Source organism: Maritalea mobilis, from assembly GCF_019800885.1.
GTDB lineage: Bacteria > Pseudomonadota > Alphaproteobacteria > Rhodobacterales > Rhodobacteraceae > Roseibacterium > Roseibacterium beibuensis.
Map to the genome: position 1 here is coordinate 311,177 of NZ_JAHVKE010000002.1, position 15,060 is coordinate 326,236.

General features: G+C 63.7%; 14 protein-coding genes and 1 tRNA gene. 3 read left to right on the forward strand and 12 right to left on the reverse strand.

From position 1 onward, the window contains the following. Positions 1-60: 60 nt before the first annotated feature. The 4 genes from KUV65_RS10190 to KUV65_RS10205 are packed head-to-tail and all read right to left on the reverse strand — an operon-like array spanning position 61 to position 4,627. Positions 61-1,656 (reverse strand): gamma-glutamyltransferase family protein, encoded by a 1,596-nt coding sequence (locus tag KUV65_RS10190; protein ID WP_222190205.1) that lies wholly within the window; start codon positions 1,654-1,656, stop codon positions 61-63. Next, positions 1,656-3,167 carry a tripartite tricarboxylate transporter permease gene (locus tag KUV65_RS10195; RefSeq protein ID WP_222190206.1) on the reverse strand — a complete coding sequence of 504 codons (1,512 nt, stop codon included), beginning with the start codon at positions 3,165-3,167 and terminating at the stop codon, positions 1,656-1,658. Before KUV65_RS10195 ends, KUV65_RS10190 begins: the two co-directional genes overlap by 1 nt. A 3-nt stretch (positions 3,168-3,170) precedes the next feature. After that, on the reverse strand, positions 3,171-3,680 hold the full coding sequence (locus KUV65_RS10200; RefSeq protein ID WP_222190207.1) for a tripartite tricarboxylate transporter TctB family protein: 510 nt from the start codon (positions 3,678-3,680) through the stop codon (positions 3,171-3,173). Beyond that, entirely contained in the window at positions 3,677-4,627 is a 951-nt protein-coding gene (locus tag KUV65_RS10205) for a Bug family tripartite tricarboxylate transporter substrate binding protein (RefSeq protein WP_222190208.1), read from the reverse strand. Before KUV65_RS10205 ends, KUV65_RS10200 begins: the two co-directional genes overlap by 4 nt. Before the next feature lie 138 nt (positions 4,628-4,765). Between KUV65_RS10205 and KUV65_RS10210 the strand changes: the two genes are divergently transcribed. Beyond that, on the forward strand, positions 4,766-5,680 hold the full coding sequence (locus KUV65_RS10210; protein ID WP_222190209.1) for a LysR family transcriptional regulator: 915 nt from the start codon (positions 4,766-4,768) through the stop codon (positions 5,678-5,680). A gap of 190 nt (positions 5,681-5,870) precedes the next feature. Here the strand turns inward: KUV65_RS10210 and KUV65_RS10215 are convergent. The 7 genes from KUV65_RS10215 to KUV65_RS10245 all read right to left on the reverse strand — a co-directional run bounded on the left by KUV65_RS10215 (position 5,871) and on the right by KUV65_RS10245 (position 11,842). Continuing rightward, positions 5,871-5,947: transfer RNA gene (locus KUV65_RS10215), tRNA-Pro, on the reverse strand. 55 nt (positions 5,948-6,002) lie between these two features. Beyond that, positions 6,003-6,974: a DMT family transporter gene (locus KUV65_RS10220; RefSeq protein WP_222190210.1), complete on the reverse strand. Its 972-nt coding sequence runs from the start codon at positions 6,972-6,974 to the stop codon at positions 6,003-6,005. Between the two features lie 57 nt (positions 6,975-7,031). After that, complete coding sequence (leuB, locus tag KUV65_RS10225; RefSeq protein ID WP_222190211.1) at positions 7,032-8,132, reverse strand: 3-isopropylmalate dehydrogenase; 1,101 nt, start codon at positions 8,130-8,132, stop codon at positions 7,032-7,034. 99 nt (positions 8,133-8,231) lie between these two features. After that, the gene (locus KUV65_RS10230; protein ID WP_374107076.1) at positions 8,232-9,272 is read right to left on the reverse strand and encodes an endonuclease/exonuclease/phosphatase family protein; all 1,041 of its coding nucleotides are present in this window, start codon (positions 9,270-9,272) and stop codon (positions 8,232-8,234) included. After that, positions 9,251-9,997, reverse strand: a complete 747-nt coding sequence (locus tag KUV65_RS10235; protein ID WP_222190215.1) for a hypothetical protein — start codon at positions 9,995-9,997, stop codon at positions 9,251-9,253. The genes KUV65_RS10230 and KUV65_RS10235 overlap by 22 nt, the downstream gene beginning before the upstream one ends. A 354-nt stretch (positions 9,998-10,351) precedes the next feature. Then, a complete protein-coding gene (leuD, locus tag KUV65_RS10240; protein ID WP_222190217.1) occupies positions 10,352-10,957 on the reverse strand; it encodes a 3-isopropylmalate dehydratase small subunit in 606 nt (201 codons plus the stop codon). Between the two features lie 69 nt (positions 10,958-11,026). Continuing rightward, the gene (locus tag KUV65_RS10245) at positions 11,027-11,842 is read right to left on the reverse strand and encodes a DUF4198 domain-containing protein (protein WP_222190219.1); all 816 of its coding nucleotides are present in this window, start codon (positions 11,840-11,842) and stop codon (positions 11,027-11,029) included. A gap of 37 nt (positions 11,843-11,879) precedes the next feature. Between KUV65_RS10245 and KUV65_RS10250 the strand changes: the two genes are divergently transcribed. Next, positions 11,880-12,968, forward strand: coding sequence for a HupE/UreJ family protein (locus tag KUV65_RS10250; protein ID WP_222190221.1), 1,089 nt, complete (start codon positions 11,880-11,882; stop codon positions 12,966-12,968). Positions 12,969-13,021: 53 nt separating this feature from the next. Further along, positions 13,022-14,239: an MFS transporter gene (locus KUV65_RS10255; RefSeq protein ID WP_222190223.1), complete on the forward strand. Its 1,218-nt coding sequence runs from the start codon at positions 13,022-13,024 to the stop codon at positions 14,237-14,239. Here the strand turns inward: KUV65_RS10255 and KUV65_RS10260 are convergent. Next, positions 14,236-15,033, reverse strand: a complete 798-nt coding sequence (locus tag KUV65_RS10260; protein ID WP_222190225.1) for a hypothetical protein — start codon at positions 15,031-15,033, stop codon at positions 14,236-14,238. The two genes, KUV65_RS10255 and KUV65_RS10260, sit on opposite strands and share 4 nt — an antisense overlap. Positions 15,034-15,060 lie beyond the last annotated feature (27 nt).

Below are 15,060 nucleotides of genomic sequence, written 5' to 3' on the forward strand. Positions count from 1 at the left end.
ACCGCAAGAGCACGATCACCCGGAAGAAATCCGGTTCCCGCGAACGGCAGAGACGAAACGTCAGAAACCCTGCGCGGCGCCGTCCTTTCTCGGGTCCGACCCGGCGGCGTAGCCTCCGCCCTCCAGCCGCTCGATCAACTGGGCTCCGCCAAAGCCGAAGGCGCTGTCGGGCGCTTCGACCGAGATCTCGTGGCCGAGCTGTTCAAGTTCCTCACGGGTCGCACGCGGCAGCGCCTCTTCGCAGGCCACCTCGCGTCCACTGACAAAGCGCCAGCGCGGTGCATCGACGGCGGTTTGCACGTCTTGATCCCAAAGCTGGGTGCGAAGCACCATCTGCACATGACCCTGCGCCTGCATCGGGCCACCCATCACGCCGAAGCTCATCTTGGGGGCGCCGTTCTGCATCAGGAAGCCGGGTATGATGGTATGGAACGGCCGCTTGCCCGGCGCGACCTCGTTGGGATGTCCCGGGATAAGGGAGAAGCCGGCGCCCCGGTTCTGAAGGCTTATCCCCGTGTCCGGAACAACGACGCCCGAGCCGAAACCGGAATAGTTCGACTGGATGAAGGACACCATCATTCCCGACGCGTCTGCCGTCGTCAGGTAGACCGTTCCGCCATGACGAGGCGCCCCGGGCCCGTAATCCTGCGCCCGGTCAATGTCGATCAGTTTGGCGCGCTCCGCGAGGTAGCCGGTGTCGATCAGGTCTTCGGGCGTGCAGGTGGTCATGTAACGGCGGTCGGCGACGTAGGCGTGGAGGTCCGCAAATGCCAGCTTGATCGCTTCGATCTGCAGATGCAGCGCGCGCGGGTCATCGACGTCGAGATCGCGCAGGCCGGTGTGCCGCAACATGCCCAGCGCCATCAATGCGGCGATCCCTTGGCCATTTGGCGGGATCTCGTGGAGCGTATTCGCATCGAAATCGGTCGAGATCGTGCCACACCACTCGGGCTGGTAGGCTGCGAGATCGGCCTCGGACAGCGCTGCACCGTGTTCGCGTGCGAAGCCCGCGATCTTTTCCGCGAGCGGGCCTTCATAGAAAGACCGGCCCTTTGTGTCGGCGATCATCCTCAGGCTTTGGGCTTGATCCGGATGGCGAAAGCGCTCGCCCGCGACCGGCGCCCGTCCACCCGGCATGAAGGACTGCGCGAAGCCCGGTTGGTCCGAAAGGATTTCGGCGCCTCGCGCCCAAAGCGCGCCGATCACCGGCGAGACAAGAAACCCGTCCTCGGCGTAACTGATTGCGGGGGCCAATACAGTTGCAAGATCAAGCTTGCCGAAACGATCACTCAGCGCGGCCCAGGCGGCGACGGCACCGGGAACGGTGACGCTTTCCCAACCGCGGAAAGGCATGGAGTCCTGTCCTTTGAAGCGCTCGGGCGTCCAGCCTGCAGGCGCTCCGCCCGAGGCGTTCAGGCCGTGCAACTCCTTGCCGTCCCAAAGGATGCAAAAGGCATCCGAGCCCAGCCCGTTGCCGGTCGGCTCGACCACCGTAAGGGTCGCGGCAGCGGCAAGAGCTGCGTCCACCGCGTTGCCCCCACGGGCCAGCATCGACAGGCCTGCCTGTGCGGCCAGCGGATGCGAGGTGGACACGAGGTTGTCCGCAAGGACAGGCGAGCGCCGAGACGCATAAAGAGCATCGTGACGAAATGGCATCAGATGGGATCCTTCCCGGTTCTTGCTTCGTTTCTGGATTTCAGGATGCCCCGAATGGCCCAAGCCACCGAAAGGACCGCCGCGATCAGGAAGACCAGGCTGACGGGGCGCGTCACAAACAGGGTCCAGTCGGGTTCTGTCATGAGCGCGCGGCGCAGGTTGGTCTCGGCGATCGGCCCGAGGATGACGCCCAGGACCAGCGGGGCCAGCGGATACTCAAGCGCCTTGAGTGCATACCCCAAGAGGCCCACCGCAGCCAGCAGGTAGAGATCCGTCACGCGGTTGTTGAGCGCGAAAGAGCCCACGACGCAGCACACGAGCACCACCGGTACCACGACCCATTTTGGCACCTCCGCCACCCGAAGAAAGGCGCGCATCGACAGCACACAGACCACCAGCATCATCAGGCTGGACACGGCCATGGCGAGGAACATGCCATAGACAAGGTCGGCATTGTCCATGATCAGCCGCGGCCCAACCGAAATGCCATGCACCATGAGCGAAGCCATGAGGATCGCGTCAACGGCAGACCCTGGAATGCCAAGCGAAATCAGGGGAATGAGGCCGCCACCTGCCGTGGCCGAGTTGCCGGCCTCGGAGGCGACAACACCGTCCGGTGTTCCCTTGCCGAACTCCTCCGGCGTCTTGGAGGCCCGCTTGGCCTGGTCATAGGCGACGAGATTGGCGATCGACCCACCCGCGCCCGGCAGCGCACCGATGGCCACCCCCACGATAGACGACCGCACCAGGTTGACCGGGCGCATCAGAACCTCGCGCATCACGGCCCATGTCTTGAACTCGATCTCGCCATCGACGAGGCGTTCGCCGCGTTTGATGGCCTCGGCGTCCTCGACCTCGGAAGCCAATTGGGAGATCGCGAAAATCCCGATCAGAACGACGAGGAAGGGCAGCCCGGCGGCCAGAAGTTCCCACCCCATGTCGAAGCGCGGCCGCCCCATGATCGGATCGGCGCCCACTGTCGAAATCGCAAGGCCAATGAGGGCCGCGATCAGCCCGCGTTGCAGAGAGTTTCCAACAAGGCTCGCCACGATGGTCAGGGCAAAAACGATCAGAGAGAAATACTCCCACGGGCCCAGTCGCACGGCGAATATTGCAAGCGGTGGCGCCGCGATGATCAGCACGATGGTCGAGATGATCGTGCCGAAGAACGAGGCCCAGACCCCCAGCGACAAGGCGCGGCCAGGCTCGCCCTTGCGCGCCATCGGGAAGGCGTCGAACGTCGTGGCGACGGAGGACGGTGTGCCCGGAATGCCAAGCAGCGCCGCGGAAATCAGACCGCCGGTGTATCCGCCAACATAGACCGACAGCATCACCGAGATGCCCTGCAAAGGGTCCATGGTGAAGGTCAACGGAAGCGTCAGCACGATCGCCATGGTCACGGTGAAACCGGGGATTGCGGCGGCGATGATCCCCGCAATTGCACCCGCCAGCATCATGGCCAGCGTCGTCAGCGACAGAACCTCGGAGGCCCCAAGCAAAAACGCGTCCATGCCTTAGCGCCCCCTCGGCAGGAAAACGTTGAAAACCTCGGCAAAGAGCCAGTTCAGGCCGAAGGAAAACACCAGCGACAAGATGAGTGCTGTAGCGATTGCCATGCGGGTCTTGGGCGCAAGCGTGATCTGAAGAACAAGCAGGAACAGCAGGGTCGCAACCGGGTAGCCGATGACCGGCATGGATGTGACGTAGACCGCGAGGCAAACGAAAAGGAACACGACAAGCCGCTTTTCACGAACCCATTGCGCGGTGGCAGAGGCGAAAGCAGCGTAGGCCCCGACCGGTATTTTGCGCAGTGACGCGATGATGGATGCAACGAGCAAAAGGCTGAGGCAGCCGTGAACCAGCATTGGGAAGGCACCCGCGCCAAGGACTTCAAAGCGCGAGGTCGGCATCGCGCGTGCCTCGAGGAACAGACCCGCCGAAACGGCCAGCAAGGCGACGTAGGACAGGAGCCGGGCGATCTCGCCCGCCTCCTGCGACGGTGTCCTGGGGACGTCCTGGCTCAAGGCGCGATCACTTCTGCAAGGCGATCGACCGTGGCCGCCAGGTTGGCGAGATAGGCCGAGTAGGCTTCGCGACCGCGGAAGGCCACGTCGGCCCCGGCGTTGTTGATCTGCTCGATGAATGCCTCGTCCTGCGACAGTTCCATCAGCGCGGCCTCAAGCGTGGCCTGCGCCTCTTCGGGGGAACCGGCCGGCATCACAATGCCGCGGGTGATCGACAGGTCGAGATCGGTGCCCAGTTCCATGAATGTCGGAACGTCCGGCGTCTGTTCCATCCGCTCGGTCGCGCCGGTGGCGAGGAACACCAGGTCGCCGTTCTCGGCAAACTGGAGCGAAGACGCGACATCGCCGATGGCGAGATCAAGGTTGCCGCCGACAAGTGCGCGGATACGCTCGCCTGTGCCCTCGTAACCGACGTAGCGCCATTCGATGTCAAAGGCCTCGGCGATCATGGCCGCGTGCAGGTGCGGAACGCCGCCCAGCGTTACCCCGATGGTCAACTCACCCGGGTTGGCCTGAGCGTATTCCACCAGCCCTTCCATCGTGTCGAAGGGCTGATCCGCAGCCGCAACGAGGTACTGGGGCGACGCCGTCAGCAGGGCGATGTGGTCGAAATCGTCCCAGGCAAGATCGGTCAGGCCGGTCGCGGTCGCGGCCAGAAGTCCTTCGTGCACCTGGCTGATCGTGTAGCCGTCCGCATCGCGGCGCGATGCCTCGGTCAGGCCGACAGTGCCGCCGACGCCGGGCATGTTGATCACCGGCATTTCAACGCCGAGATACGGTGTCACGTTGTTGGCGACGATCCGCATCAGCGTGTCGCTGCCGCCGCCAGGCGACCATGGCACGATGAATTCCACCGGCTGGCTCGGATATTCCTGTGCCATGACAGGGGCCGTCAGACTTGCAACGGCAAGTCCCGCGGCTGCGACACTGCGCGAAAAAATGGTCATGTTGGTCTCCTTTGGCTTGGCGTCATTTCCTGGGCAGGTGCCCAAGACTCGGGCTCGCACCATCGGTAACTGCACAAGAAGTTCTTCAGGAAACGATTTCTTTTTGCATTTTTATGAAGCATATCTTCAGTATTGGGTATGGATGTTCGCCAACTTCAAACCCTTGTCGCCGTCGCAGACACCGGGAGCTTCTCGGCTGCCGCCGCTGTGGTCAATCTGACTCCATCGGCTGTAGGTCAGCAAATTCAAGCACTTGAGGGGGAGTTCGGTGTTCAGATTTTCGACCGGAAGAAGCGTCCCCGACAACTGAACGCCAAAGGCGAGGAACTGGTGCGTGCAGCCCGCCAGGTGGTGCAGACAATCACCGAGGCCCGCCTGGCGATTTCCGGTGGTCGCACCGCGGGCATGCTTAATTTTGGGGCGATCCGCACGGTTTCGATGCATCTTGTGCCCCAGGCCTTCGCCGAGATGCGGGACGTCTATCGCGATTTGTCCTTCGAACTCACGGTCGGCATGTCCGAGCGGCTCATGTCGGACGTCGCGGCCGGACGCTTGGACGCGGCGCTGGTGGCTGAGAATGTCGGTGTTCCTGCCAGCCTGTCCTGGAGCCCGGTCCTGACCGAGCCGCTTGTCCTGATCGCGCCACCGGACGAGGCGTGGCGGAGCGACCTGTCGTTGCTCACCGACCTCCCATTCGTGCGCTACGTGACCGAGGTGCCGTTGTCGCGCCAGATTGATACGGAACTTGCGGCGCTACCGGTGTCGCCCAGGGAAATCGTGGCAACCAACACGATGCCGTCCGTGATCGGCTTCGTTCAGGCGGGGTTGGGGGTGGCGATCGTCCCGAAGATCGCACTTCTGACCGCAGGCGCCGATACGCTGCACACGCGCCCCTTCTGCGATGGCGCCATCACGCGGCGCGTCGGACTGGTCCAGCGCCAGGTATCGTCCCGTTCGGAGGTTCTTGCGCGCCTGCGGCAGGCGTTTTGCAACGTGGCGCATCTGAACGGGCTGGGGCCCGAGGCAACGCCCGTGGTCGATGCCATGGGGTGAGGGTGCGAGCCGTCATTCGACGCGGCCCGGACGCTTGGCTGGAATCGCAGAGGTCTCCGGCCGTCACCATCTTGGAAAAGCAGCTGGTGCATTGGAGTACTGAAAGAGGTGACGCAGCCATGACGAAATGGCCTGAGGATCAGGGAACCGAAGACCCCCAATGTGCAGCGTCGTCATTTCTTTTGAAATCTGGTCGGAGTGAGAGGATTCGAACCTCCGACCCCTGCCTCCCGAAGACAGTGCTCTACCAGGCTGAGCTACACTCCGACCGTGCCGCGCGGGATAGCGCCGTGCGCAGGCCTTTGCAAGGGGGTTCGCACGACTAGGCGTCGCGGTCGTCGTCGCGCCGCTTATCCCGCAGAAACGGTGAAATTCGGGGCGCGCCGGGGATGCCCGGCCGCTGGCGTGTGCGCAGAACCGGCGTGGAGGAAGACGCGCCGCGCCGTTCCTCGCGCAAGACGATGTAGAGTCCGGATGCGATGATGATCAAAACCCCGATCAGCGTGGCCCGATCTAGCGCCTCGTCGAACAAGAGCACCCCGTACAGCGTGGCCCAGAGAATCTGCGAATATTGCATCGGCGCGACCATGATCGCCGGTGCGTGGCGGTAGGCGAAAATCAGGCAACTGGACCCGATCAGGGCAAAGGCCGCGATCACGGCAAGCCCGGCCACGTCCTGCCCTGCCATGGGCTGATAGACGAAGGGCAGGGCCGCCCCCATCAGGATGAAGTTCGCCATCATCGGGTAGAGGATCAGAACGACGGGCCGTTCATCGCGCCCGATCTTCCTCACGACGATCGAGGCGAAGGCACCCGTGCATGCCGCCAGCAGGGCCGCGCCATGCCCGGCGGTCAATTCGGTTTGACCCGGTTGCAGAACCACGATGACCCCGGCAAGCCCAACGGCCACGGCTAGACCACGGCGAATGCCGACGCGTTCCCCCAGCAGCGGAATCGCCATCACCGTGATCAGCAGGGGCGAGGCGAAGAGAATGGCGTAGACCTGCGCAAGCGGCAGCACCGAAAAGGCGTAGAAGGCGCAGGCACCGGTGACGACTGCTGCCAAGGTGCGCGCTGCGGCCCAGACGGGATGCCTGGGGATCAGGTTCGCCTCGGCCCGGTCCCTGAGAAGCATGATCGTGACCAGCGGGAACCCGAACAGCACGCTGAAGAACACGATCTGAAAGGGCGAGTACGACCCGCCAAGATATTTGACGACCACGTCATGGGTCGAGAAAACCCCGAAGGCGACCAGCGCCAGCAGAACGCCTTTGAGATGACTGTTGTCGGACATCGTGGCCCGAGCCTTTCGCAGGTGGGCAGGCGCGTAAACCCCCGCCCGCCGGAAACATCAGCTTGCGGCCAGTTTCGCGACGATGGCGTCGCCCATTTCGGCAGTGCTGACCGGGGTGGTGCCCTCTTCGCCCAAAAGATCGGCAGTGCGCAGACCATCGGCCAGAACGGCCTCGACGGCCTTCTCCACCTTGTCGGCCTCGTCGCCGAGGTCGAAAGAGTAGCGCAGCGCCATCGCAAAGCTCAGGATGCAGGCAATCGGGTTCGCCTTGCCCTGACCGGCGATGTCGGGGGCCGAGCCGTGCACCGGCTCGTACAGCGCCTTGGGCCGGCCATTGGCCATCGGCGCGCCAAGGCTGGCCGAAGGCAGCATGCCAAGGCTGCCGGTCAGCATCGCGGCAAGGTCCGAGAGGAGGTCGCCGAACAGGTTGTCGGTCACAATCACGTCGAACTGCTTGGGCCAGCGGGTCAGCTGCATGGCGCCGGCGTCGGCGTACATGTGCGACAGCTCGACATCGGGGTATTCGGCATCGTGCACCTCCTGCACCACGTCGCGCCACAGGATGCCCGATTCCATCACGTTGGCCTTCTCCATCGAGCAGACCTTGTTGCCGCGCTTGCGCGCCAGTTCGAAGGCCGAGCGGGCCACGCGCGCGATCTCGCTTTCGGTGTAGCGCTGCGTGTTGATGCCGACGCGCTCGTTGCCTTCCTTGTGGATGCCACGCGGCTCGCCGAAATAGACGCCCGAGGTCAGCTCGCGCACGATCATGATGTCGAGCCCGGCCACGACGTCCTTCTTCAGCGACGAGAAATCCGCCAGCGCATCGAAACACTGGGCCGGGCGCAGGTTTGCGTAAAGGTCCATCTCCTTGCGCAGGCGCAGCAGGCCGCGCTCGGGCTTCACGCTGAAATCCAGCACATCGTATTTCGGTCCACCCACGGCGCCTAGCAGGACGGCGTCGACCTCCTGCGCCTTTGCCATCGTGTCGTCATGCAGCGGTGTGCCATGCGCGTCATAGGCCGCGCCTCCGACGAGGTCCTCGCTGACGTCGAACGCAATGCCCTGCGTCCCGAACCAGTCGATGATCTTGCGCACCTCGGCCATCACTTCGGGGCCGATCCCATCGCCGGGAAGGATCAGGAGAGAGCGGTTCGTCATGGCGCGATGTTCCTTGTTCAAGAAGCGTTGCTGTCGCCTAGCCTGCCGCGTCGGAAGGGTCAAGAAACGCACGGGCCAAGGGCGTGCCGAAACGAGAGGTCAGAAATCGATATCGACGAAGACAAGCCGGTGGTCAGACGCCGTTTCAACGGCCTCGCCCAGATCGTCCGGTTCCGTGCCATCCGGCCAGAGGACACGCGCGGCGCCAACTGCAAGAATTGCAGACGGCAGGATGTAATCGACACGCAAGTCGCCGGGTACCGGGTCGGTCCAATCAGCGGTTGCGGTGCCGCCATCGGCCCGCGTCGGCCGTGGGTCTTGCAGCGCGCGATGCGCCAGCAGATTGCGCAAGGCCTCACGCTGCCCCTCTCCGCGCTCGGGGTCGACATTGAGCGTTCCCATCAAGGCGAAGTCCGGCGCGTCAAAGGCGGCGCCATTGGGGGTCCATCCATCCAAATAAAGCGACCAGAATCGCAGTTCATCCGCGTTGCGCAGGCCGTTGCGATCCTCCGGCCCGTCAAAGACAGGCGTCGAGGCGTGGCTTGCGAGAATGTGGAATGGCCTGCCGTTGACCAGAACGGCCACATCCCAAGCCGCGACAGAATGCAGTCGTAAGACATCCAGTGCCTCGTCTGGTGTGACCAATGCGGCTGAACTGTCCGGAAGGTCCGCCCAAAGAAAGCTGCTGAAGTCGCGGACGGCTTCGACCGGGAACCGGGACAAGAGCATCATGCCGCCCTGCCCGGTGAACCAGCCATATCCATGGGCATCGCGTGGCCCGGTCGATATCCCATCCCCGTCAATGTCGTGGCCCGTCGGCACGCCTGAATTCACCGGCAAGGACAGGTGATGCGGATAGGCGAGGCCACGCTCGGCCAGCACCCCGGCCAGCGCGCCTGCAGTTGCGCCGCCAGCGTCGCTGTCGATGCCCTGGAGCAGGAGTATATCGGCTTGGGCAGCGGCGATCACCGAGAGCGTTGCCAGAACCTGAGGGTCATCGCCGGACAGGATATCGCGCAGCAGCAGGCCTGGGCCGCGGCGCGACAGGTCCGTATGGTATTGCGCGAGTCTCAGATCTTCGGCTGTCGTCGGGCCCGCGGTCAGCAGGAGTGCAACCGTTAGCCAGGCATAGCGACCGATTTGGGCGCGTCGGCGCCGATGGCTGCCGTCAGCCGGGCGCGGCGCTGCGCGATCATGTCCGCGATCCGACCCATGGCGAGGCCGCGCATCAACATGCTGAGCGGTATGAATGTCCACAGCGTCAGACCCCAGACCAAGGTGTGCGGCGACGAGAGCACGGCCGCGTCGATATGGTTGGCCGCAAGGACCGCCACCACCGGCAGAAGGAAAGGGGTGCAAAAGCCTAAGATAAGGTTAACGCGGCTGTCCCGGCGCAGGCGCTTGATGATGTCGCCGCCAGTCGTCGGATCGAAGGTTGGTAAATTTACCCAGACGTTGAAGGCGAACCCCCGTGCCGGCCATTGATGCAACCGCACCAGCAGCGCGAACACGATCATGGAGACCACGGCCACCAGCAAAGAGATGCCGGCCATTCCGCGGATCTTGTCCAGCAGGAACGGGTCGATCCCCTCCGGCAACTGTTCAAGGATGAGGTTCATCGGACTGAACGGAAAGTCGAGGGCGCGCGAAATCATCAGGCCAAACGCGTTGACGATCAGCGCGAGGCTGGATTGCCCCTGTTCCGCCGTGACCACGATGCTGAGCAGGAAAAGGGACAGAAACAGCGACAGGATGCGCACCCGGTTGAAGGGCGGGGCATCGCGAAATTCGACGAGGCCCGGAAAAACCGCGGCGTATTCGACACCGATGAAAACCGCCAAGGTCAGGCCGACCAGCATGACCATCTGGGCACCCTCGGGCGTTGTCCCGGGGATCATAAGCGCGGGGGTCGCGATCACGATCAACGTGATGAACGCCCTCAGCACAGCACCTGCAAGCTGAGAAATCACTACCTCTACCTCAACATCAAGAGCCGGTTACCCCGACTTCTCGCTAACAATTTGGTCAAGCAAATGTCCTGCAGGGTCCAATTTTGCGAAAATTGGCCACAAAGCAGCTCACCCTGCCCGATTTTTGCCACAAAGTTGCCCAGATCTGCCTTTTTTTGGCAAGCAAACCCTTGGATTCAGACGCAAACGCCCCGCGCTTTGGCGGGGCGAGTGTCACCGAATTGCATCAGGTTAGATGTGCAGGGGGCGTTACACCCAGGGGCGTTCCTGCGCTGATTTCGCTTCGAACGCGTCGATGGACGGCGCTTTTTCAAGGGTCAGCCCGATATCGTCGAGGCCGTTCAACAGGCAATGCTTGCGGAAGGGATCTACGTCGAAACTGATCGAGCCGCCATCAGGGCCGGTGATCGTCTGGTTCTCGAGATCGACACTGATGATCGCGTTCGCGCCGCGTTCGGCATCGTCCATCAGTTTGTCGACCTCTTCCTGCGGCAGAACGATCGGCAGAATGCCGTTCTTGAAGCAGTTGTTGAAGAAGATGTCCGCAAAGCTGGGCGCGATCACGCAGCGGATGCCGAAATCCAGAAGCGCCCAGGGCGCGTGTTCCCGCGAGGACCCGCAGCCGAAATTGTCACCGGCGACCAGGATCTGGGCGTTGCGATAAGCCGGCTTGTTCAGCACGAAATCGGGGATTTCCTCGCCGTTGTCGTCATAACGCATTTCGTCGAAGAGGTTTACACCAAGGCCCGAGCGCTTGATCGTCTTCAGGAACTGCTTGGGGATGATCATGTCGGTGTCGACATTGATCAGCGGCAGCGGCGCGGCGATTCCGGTCAGCTTGGTGAACTTTTCCATCTGGCACTCCTCTCGGTCCGGCGCTTCGATAGCGTGCGCGCGGGGGATCGGCAAGGGATCGGCAGCGTCTTAGGGCACCTCGAAGGTCAGGCTGGCCCATAGGGTGCGCCATTCCGCGCCTTCGGCCGGGTCCATCGCTTCGATCGCAACGGCATCGACCAGGTATTCGTGCCCGGGTTCGACCGGCAGAACGGCAATGCCCTCGGCGTCGGTCCGATGCAGCGTGATCTCGACCTCGCCATCCGGGCCTTCGCTGAACAATTCGATCTGGGTATTGGCCCTGATCGCGCCGTCGAGCCAAAGTTGCACGGGCATCCCGTTCGACAGATCGTCGGTGTAGGGGTTGGCCAAGGCGACAAGCTCGGTGCGCAATCCCATCACCCGGTCTTCACCTGCGCCGTCGCCCACGGCGACCAGGGATTTCGCAAATCGGAAGTAGTGTTCCTGGACATCGAGCTGGTCGAGCCCACGCTCGGCCTGCATCGTCACGGCATCGCCAAGGTCCTTGTGTTCGACGAAGCTGACGAACTGCTCCCACGTTTCCCAAGTCAGATCGAAAGCGGTGGTCTCATAGACGAGAACCGCCAACCCCTCGGGCATCTCCGCCATCGAGAAGGCCGGCATGTCGCCGATCCGCGCATCGACGGGCCGGACCTCATCGCCTGTGACAACATCCAGCCGGACCGCGCGGCGGGGAATATAGGCCTGCGGCACGCCCTGAAACTCCGTCCCGACGCGCAATTGCGCCTCGACCGTGCTGCCGGGATCGACACGATAGGCGGCCGGGTCGATCCACAATTCATGCGCCGCGACCTTGCCGCCGAGGGAAATCGCGGCAAGTGTCAGGGCGAAAACAGATCGCATCATCGGGAAATCCTTTTTCATGTCGGCTATGAAGGTCGTTCGCCACGCGCTTGTGTCAATGGCATTGCTTCTCACGGTTTTGCCAGCCGCAGCACACGAGATCCGCCCCACCATAGCTGATGTCGAAGTGGGGGCCGAGCGTGTCACGCTGCGCCTGATCGTGACCCTGGAAAGCCTGATCGCAGGGATCGACCTGGCCGAGATCGACAACACGAACAATGCGCCCGAGGCCGCGATCTACGACCGCTTGCGAACCCTTGGCCCGGAGCGGCTGGAAGCCGCCCTGCGGGACGCGTGGCCCCGGATCCAGCGCGGCTTTCTGATCGAGGTCGAGGGAGAGCTTGTCAGGCCCGACATCGTTTCGGTCGAGATCCCTGCGGTCGGCAACCTCGACCTGCCACGCGACTCGATCCTGACGGTCGGGGCGGAATTGCCACCGGGTGAGGCGGGCGTGCGGGTTGGCCTTGCCCCGCAATTCGGGACGTTCATCCCCCGGCAGGTCGGCGGAGGCGAGGACGCCTACGAGGGGTTCCTCGGGGTGGGCGAAATGACGCCCGAACTGCCCCGCGCCGCCGTCCTGACAGAAACCGCGGGGGCCGTTTTCCTCCGCTATATCGGTGCGGGCGTCGAACACATCGTCCCGCTGGGGCTGGACCATATCCTGTTCGTGTTGGGCTTGTTCTTTTTCGCGACGCAGCTTGGCCCGCTTCTGTGGCAGGTGACGGCCTTCACCGTGGCCCATACCATCACGCTGGCCCTGGCGGCCACGGGTGTGGTGACGGTCCCGGCCAGTATCGTCGAGCCCCTGATCGCGGCGACCATCGTTTTCGTCGGTATCGAGAACACGCTTGGCTTTGGCACGATCAAGGGGCGCACGGCGCTGGTCTTCGTGTTCGGCCTGCTGCACGGGCTGGGGTTTGCATCGGTGCTGGGGGATTACGGTATCGCCTCGGGCCGGTTCCTTTATGCGCTGGTCGGTTTCAACATCGGGGTCGAGATCGGGCAGTTGATGGTGATCCTCATCGCGTTCTCGTTGGTGGGTTGGTTCATGTCGCGCGCATGGTATCGCAAGGCCATCGCGATCCCGGTCTCGCTGATAATCGCCTCCATCGGGGCCTATTGGGTGGTCGAGCGCACGATCCTCTGAGCTTCTTCTGACGGGGGTTTCGCCCGCCACGCGACAGGCGTATGGCGAAACACATGCGCGCGTTCCTGTTTGAAAACCGACGCTGGCTTGCCACCGGCGTGTTGCTGACCTTTGGATCCTCTTTCGGACAGACCTGGTTCATCTCGCTTTTCGCAGGTGGCATCCGCGACGCCTACGGCCTGAGTGACGGGGACTGGGGCGGGATCTACACCCTCGCGACCCTTTCCTCGGCGGCCCTGCTGCTCAGCCGGGGCGGGCTTGCCGATACCATGCCGCTCTCGCGCCTCGTCACGCTGATTTCTGGCCTTTTCGCCCTTGCCTGCCTTGGTATGGCCCTGGGCCAGTCTGTCTGGGTGTTGGGCGTGTCCGTCTTCTTGCTGCGGTTCTGTGGGCAGGGGATGTTCACCCATATGGGCATCACGGCCATGGGCCGATGGTTCGTCAGTACACGGGGCAAGGCCGTGTCCATCGCCAATCTGGGCCATCCGCTGGGGGAGGTCGCGCTGCCGCTTGGCGTCGTCCTGTGCATCGGATGGATCGGCTGGCGCGCGACCTGGGGCGTTACGGCCCTTGTCATCATGGCGATCATGCTGCCGCTGCTTCTGTGGTTGCTCGCGCGGGATCGCGCGCCGACCGGTCAGGTCAGCTTCACCGGCAGCCCCGGCTTGGGCGCGCGTCACTGGCGGCGTGCCGAGGTGCTGCGCCACTGGCTGTTCTGGGCGCTGATCCCGATGATCCTGACGCCGGGGTTTATTGGCACGGTCGTTTTCTTCCACCAGGCCCACGTCGCCGAGGTGAAGGGTTGGAGCCTGATTTCCATGGCCCCGGCCTACCCGGCCTATGCCGGCGCGACGGTGGTGATGTCACTGGTCGCGGGTTGGACGGCGGACAGGTTCGGACCGGAGCGGTTACTGCCGATCCTCTTGATCCCGATGGGGTTGGCGATGTTCCTGATCGGACCGGCCACCACCCCGGCTTTTTGGGTTGTGGCCCTTGGCATCCTCGGCATCACCCAAGGCATGTCCGGCGCGCTGTGGGGCGCTTTTCTGCCCGCCGCCTACGGCACCGACAATCTGGGAGCGGTGCGGGCGACGGTCACGGCGGTGATGGTCCTCTCGACCGCCATCGGCCCCGGGATCACCGGCGTGCTGATCGACCGCGGTGTGACCTTTCCGGAGCAGGGCGTCGCGATGGGCCTGTGGTGCCTCGGGCTGTCCGTGGCGATGGTTCCGGTGCTTTTGCGCTATCGCCGCGAGGGGCGGCCCGGCTAACGAAAATCGTCGAAGCCGATGCGCCGGGCCATCCGCGCGAGAGGGGAGCCTTTCGGCGGCCGCCGCCGTTTGAAGAACGGGCGGAGGCGAGATGAATAAAGATGCAGGCAAAGCGTGTTCTTGGTCACCCAATGGTCGAGTGTACCGCGCGGGTCGAAATACAGATCGCCCAGCCACCACGGGATCGGGTTCAGCGACTCTTGCGGAAGGGCGTGGTCAATCTCTCCGGTCGCTTGCAGCGCATATGTCTGCGCGATGGGGCCGAAGGCGTTCCCGACAAGGCGCGCGGTTTCGGCTTGCCGTCGCTCTGGTGAAATCCGGCGGATCTCCTCCTGCTGCGCGGGCTCCAGCCAGGGAAAGACCGCCGCAGGATCGTCAAACGCGGCGAGCAACATCCTGAGCGCCGGCGAGGTGGGCGGAAGCCGCATGACCGCGCCGTTCACCCAGTCCCCTTCCTGTCGCCCGATCAAGTAGCCCCCGGATGGGCGCAGCGGGCGCAGAGCGATCACATCGGTATCCACCCAGATCATCTCGCTGCGCTGCATGAGGTGCAGACGGAAGACATCCGACAAGGGGGCAGGCGGCAAACCAGCGATAGATGCGCCGATCTCCGGCCAGATTTCCTCCGCACGGACCAGATCGACGCCGGTGGGCACCCCAGGCGCAGGCGCTTCCCCGGTGTGAAACAGCGTCACCGGATGCCCGAGCGCCACGAAACTGGCGAGCGACAGCTTGTCGATCCAGCGAAGGCGCGGGCCGATCCAGAAACTGGCAATGCCGGGAAGATCAGCCATGTGCACCGCCCATAAACGTCAACGGGG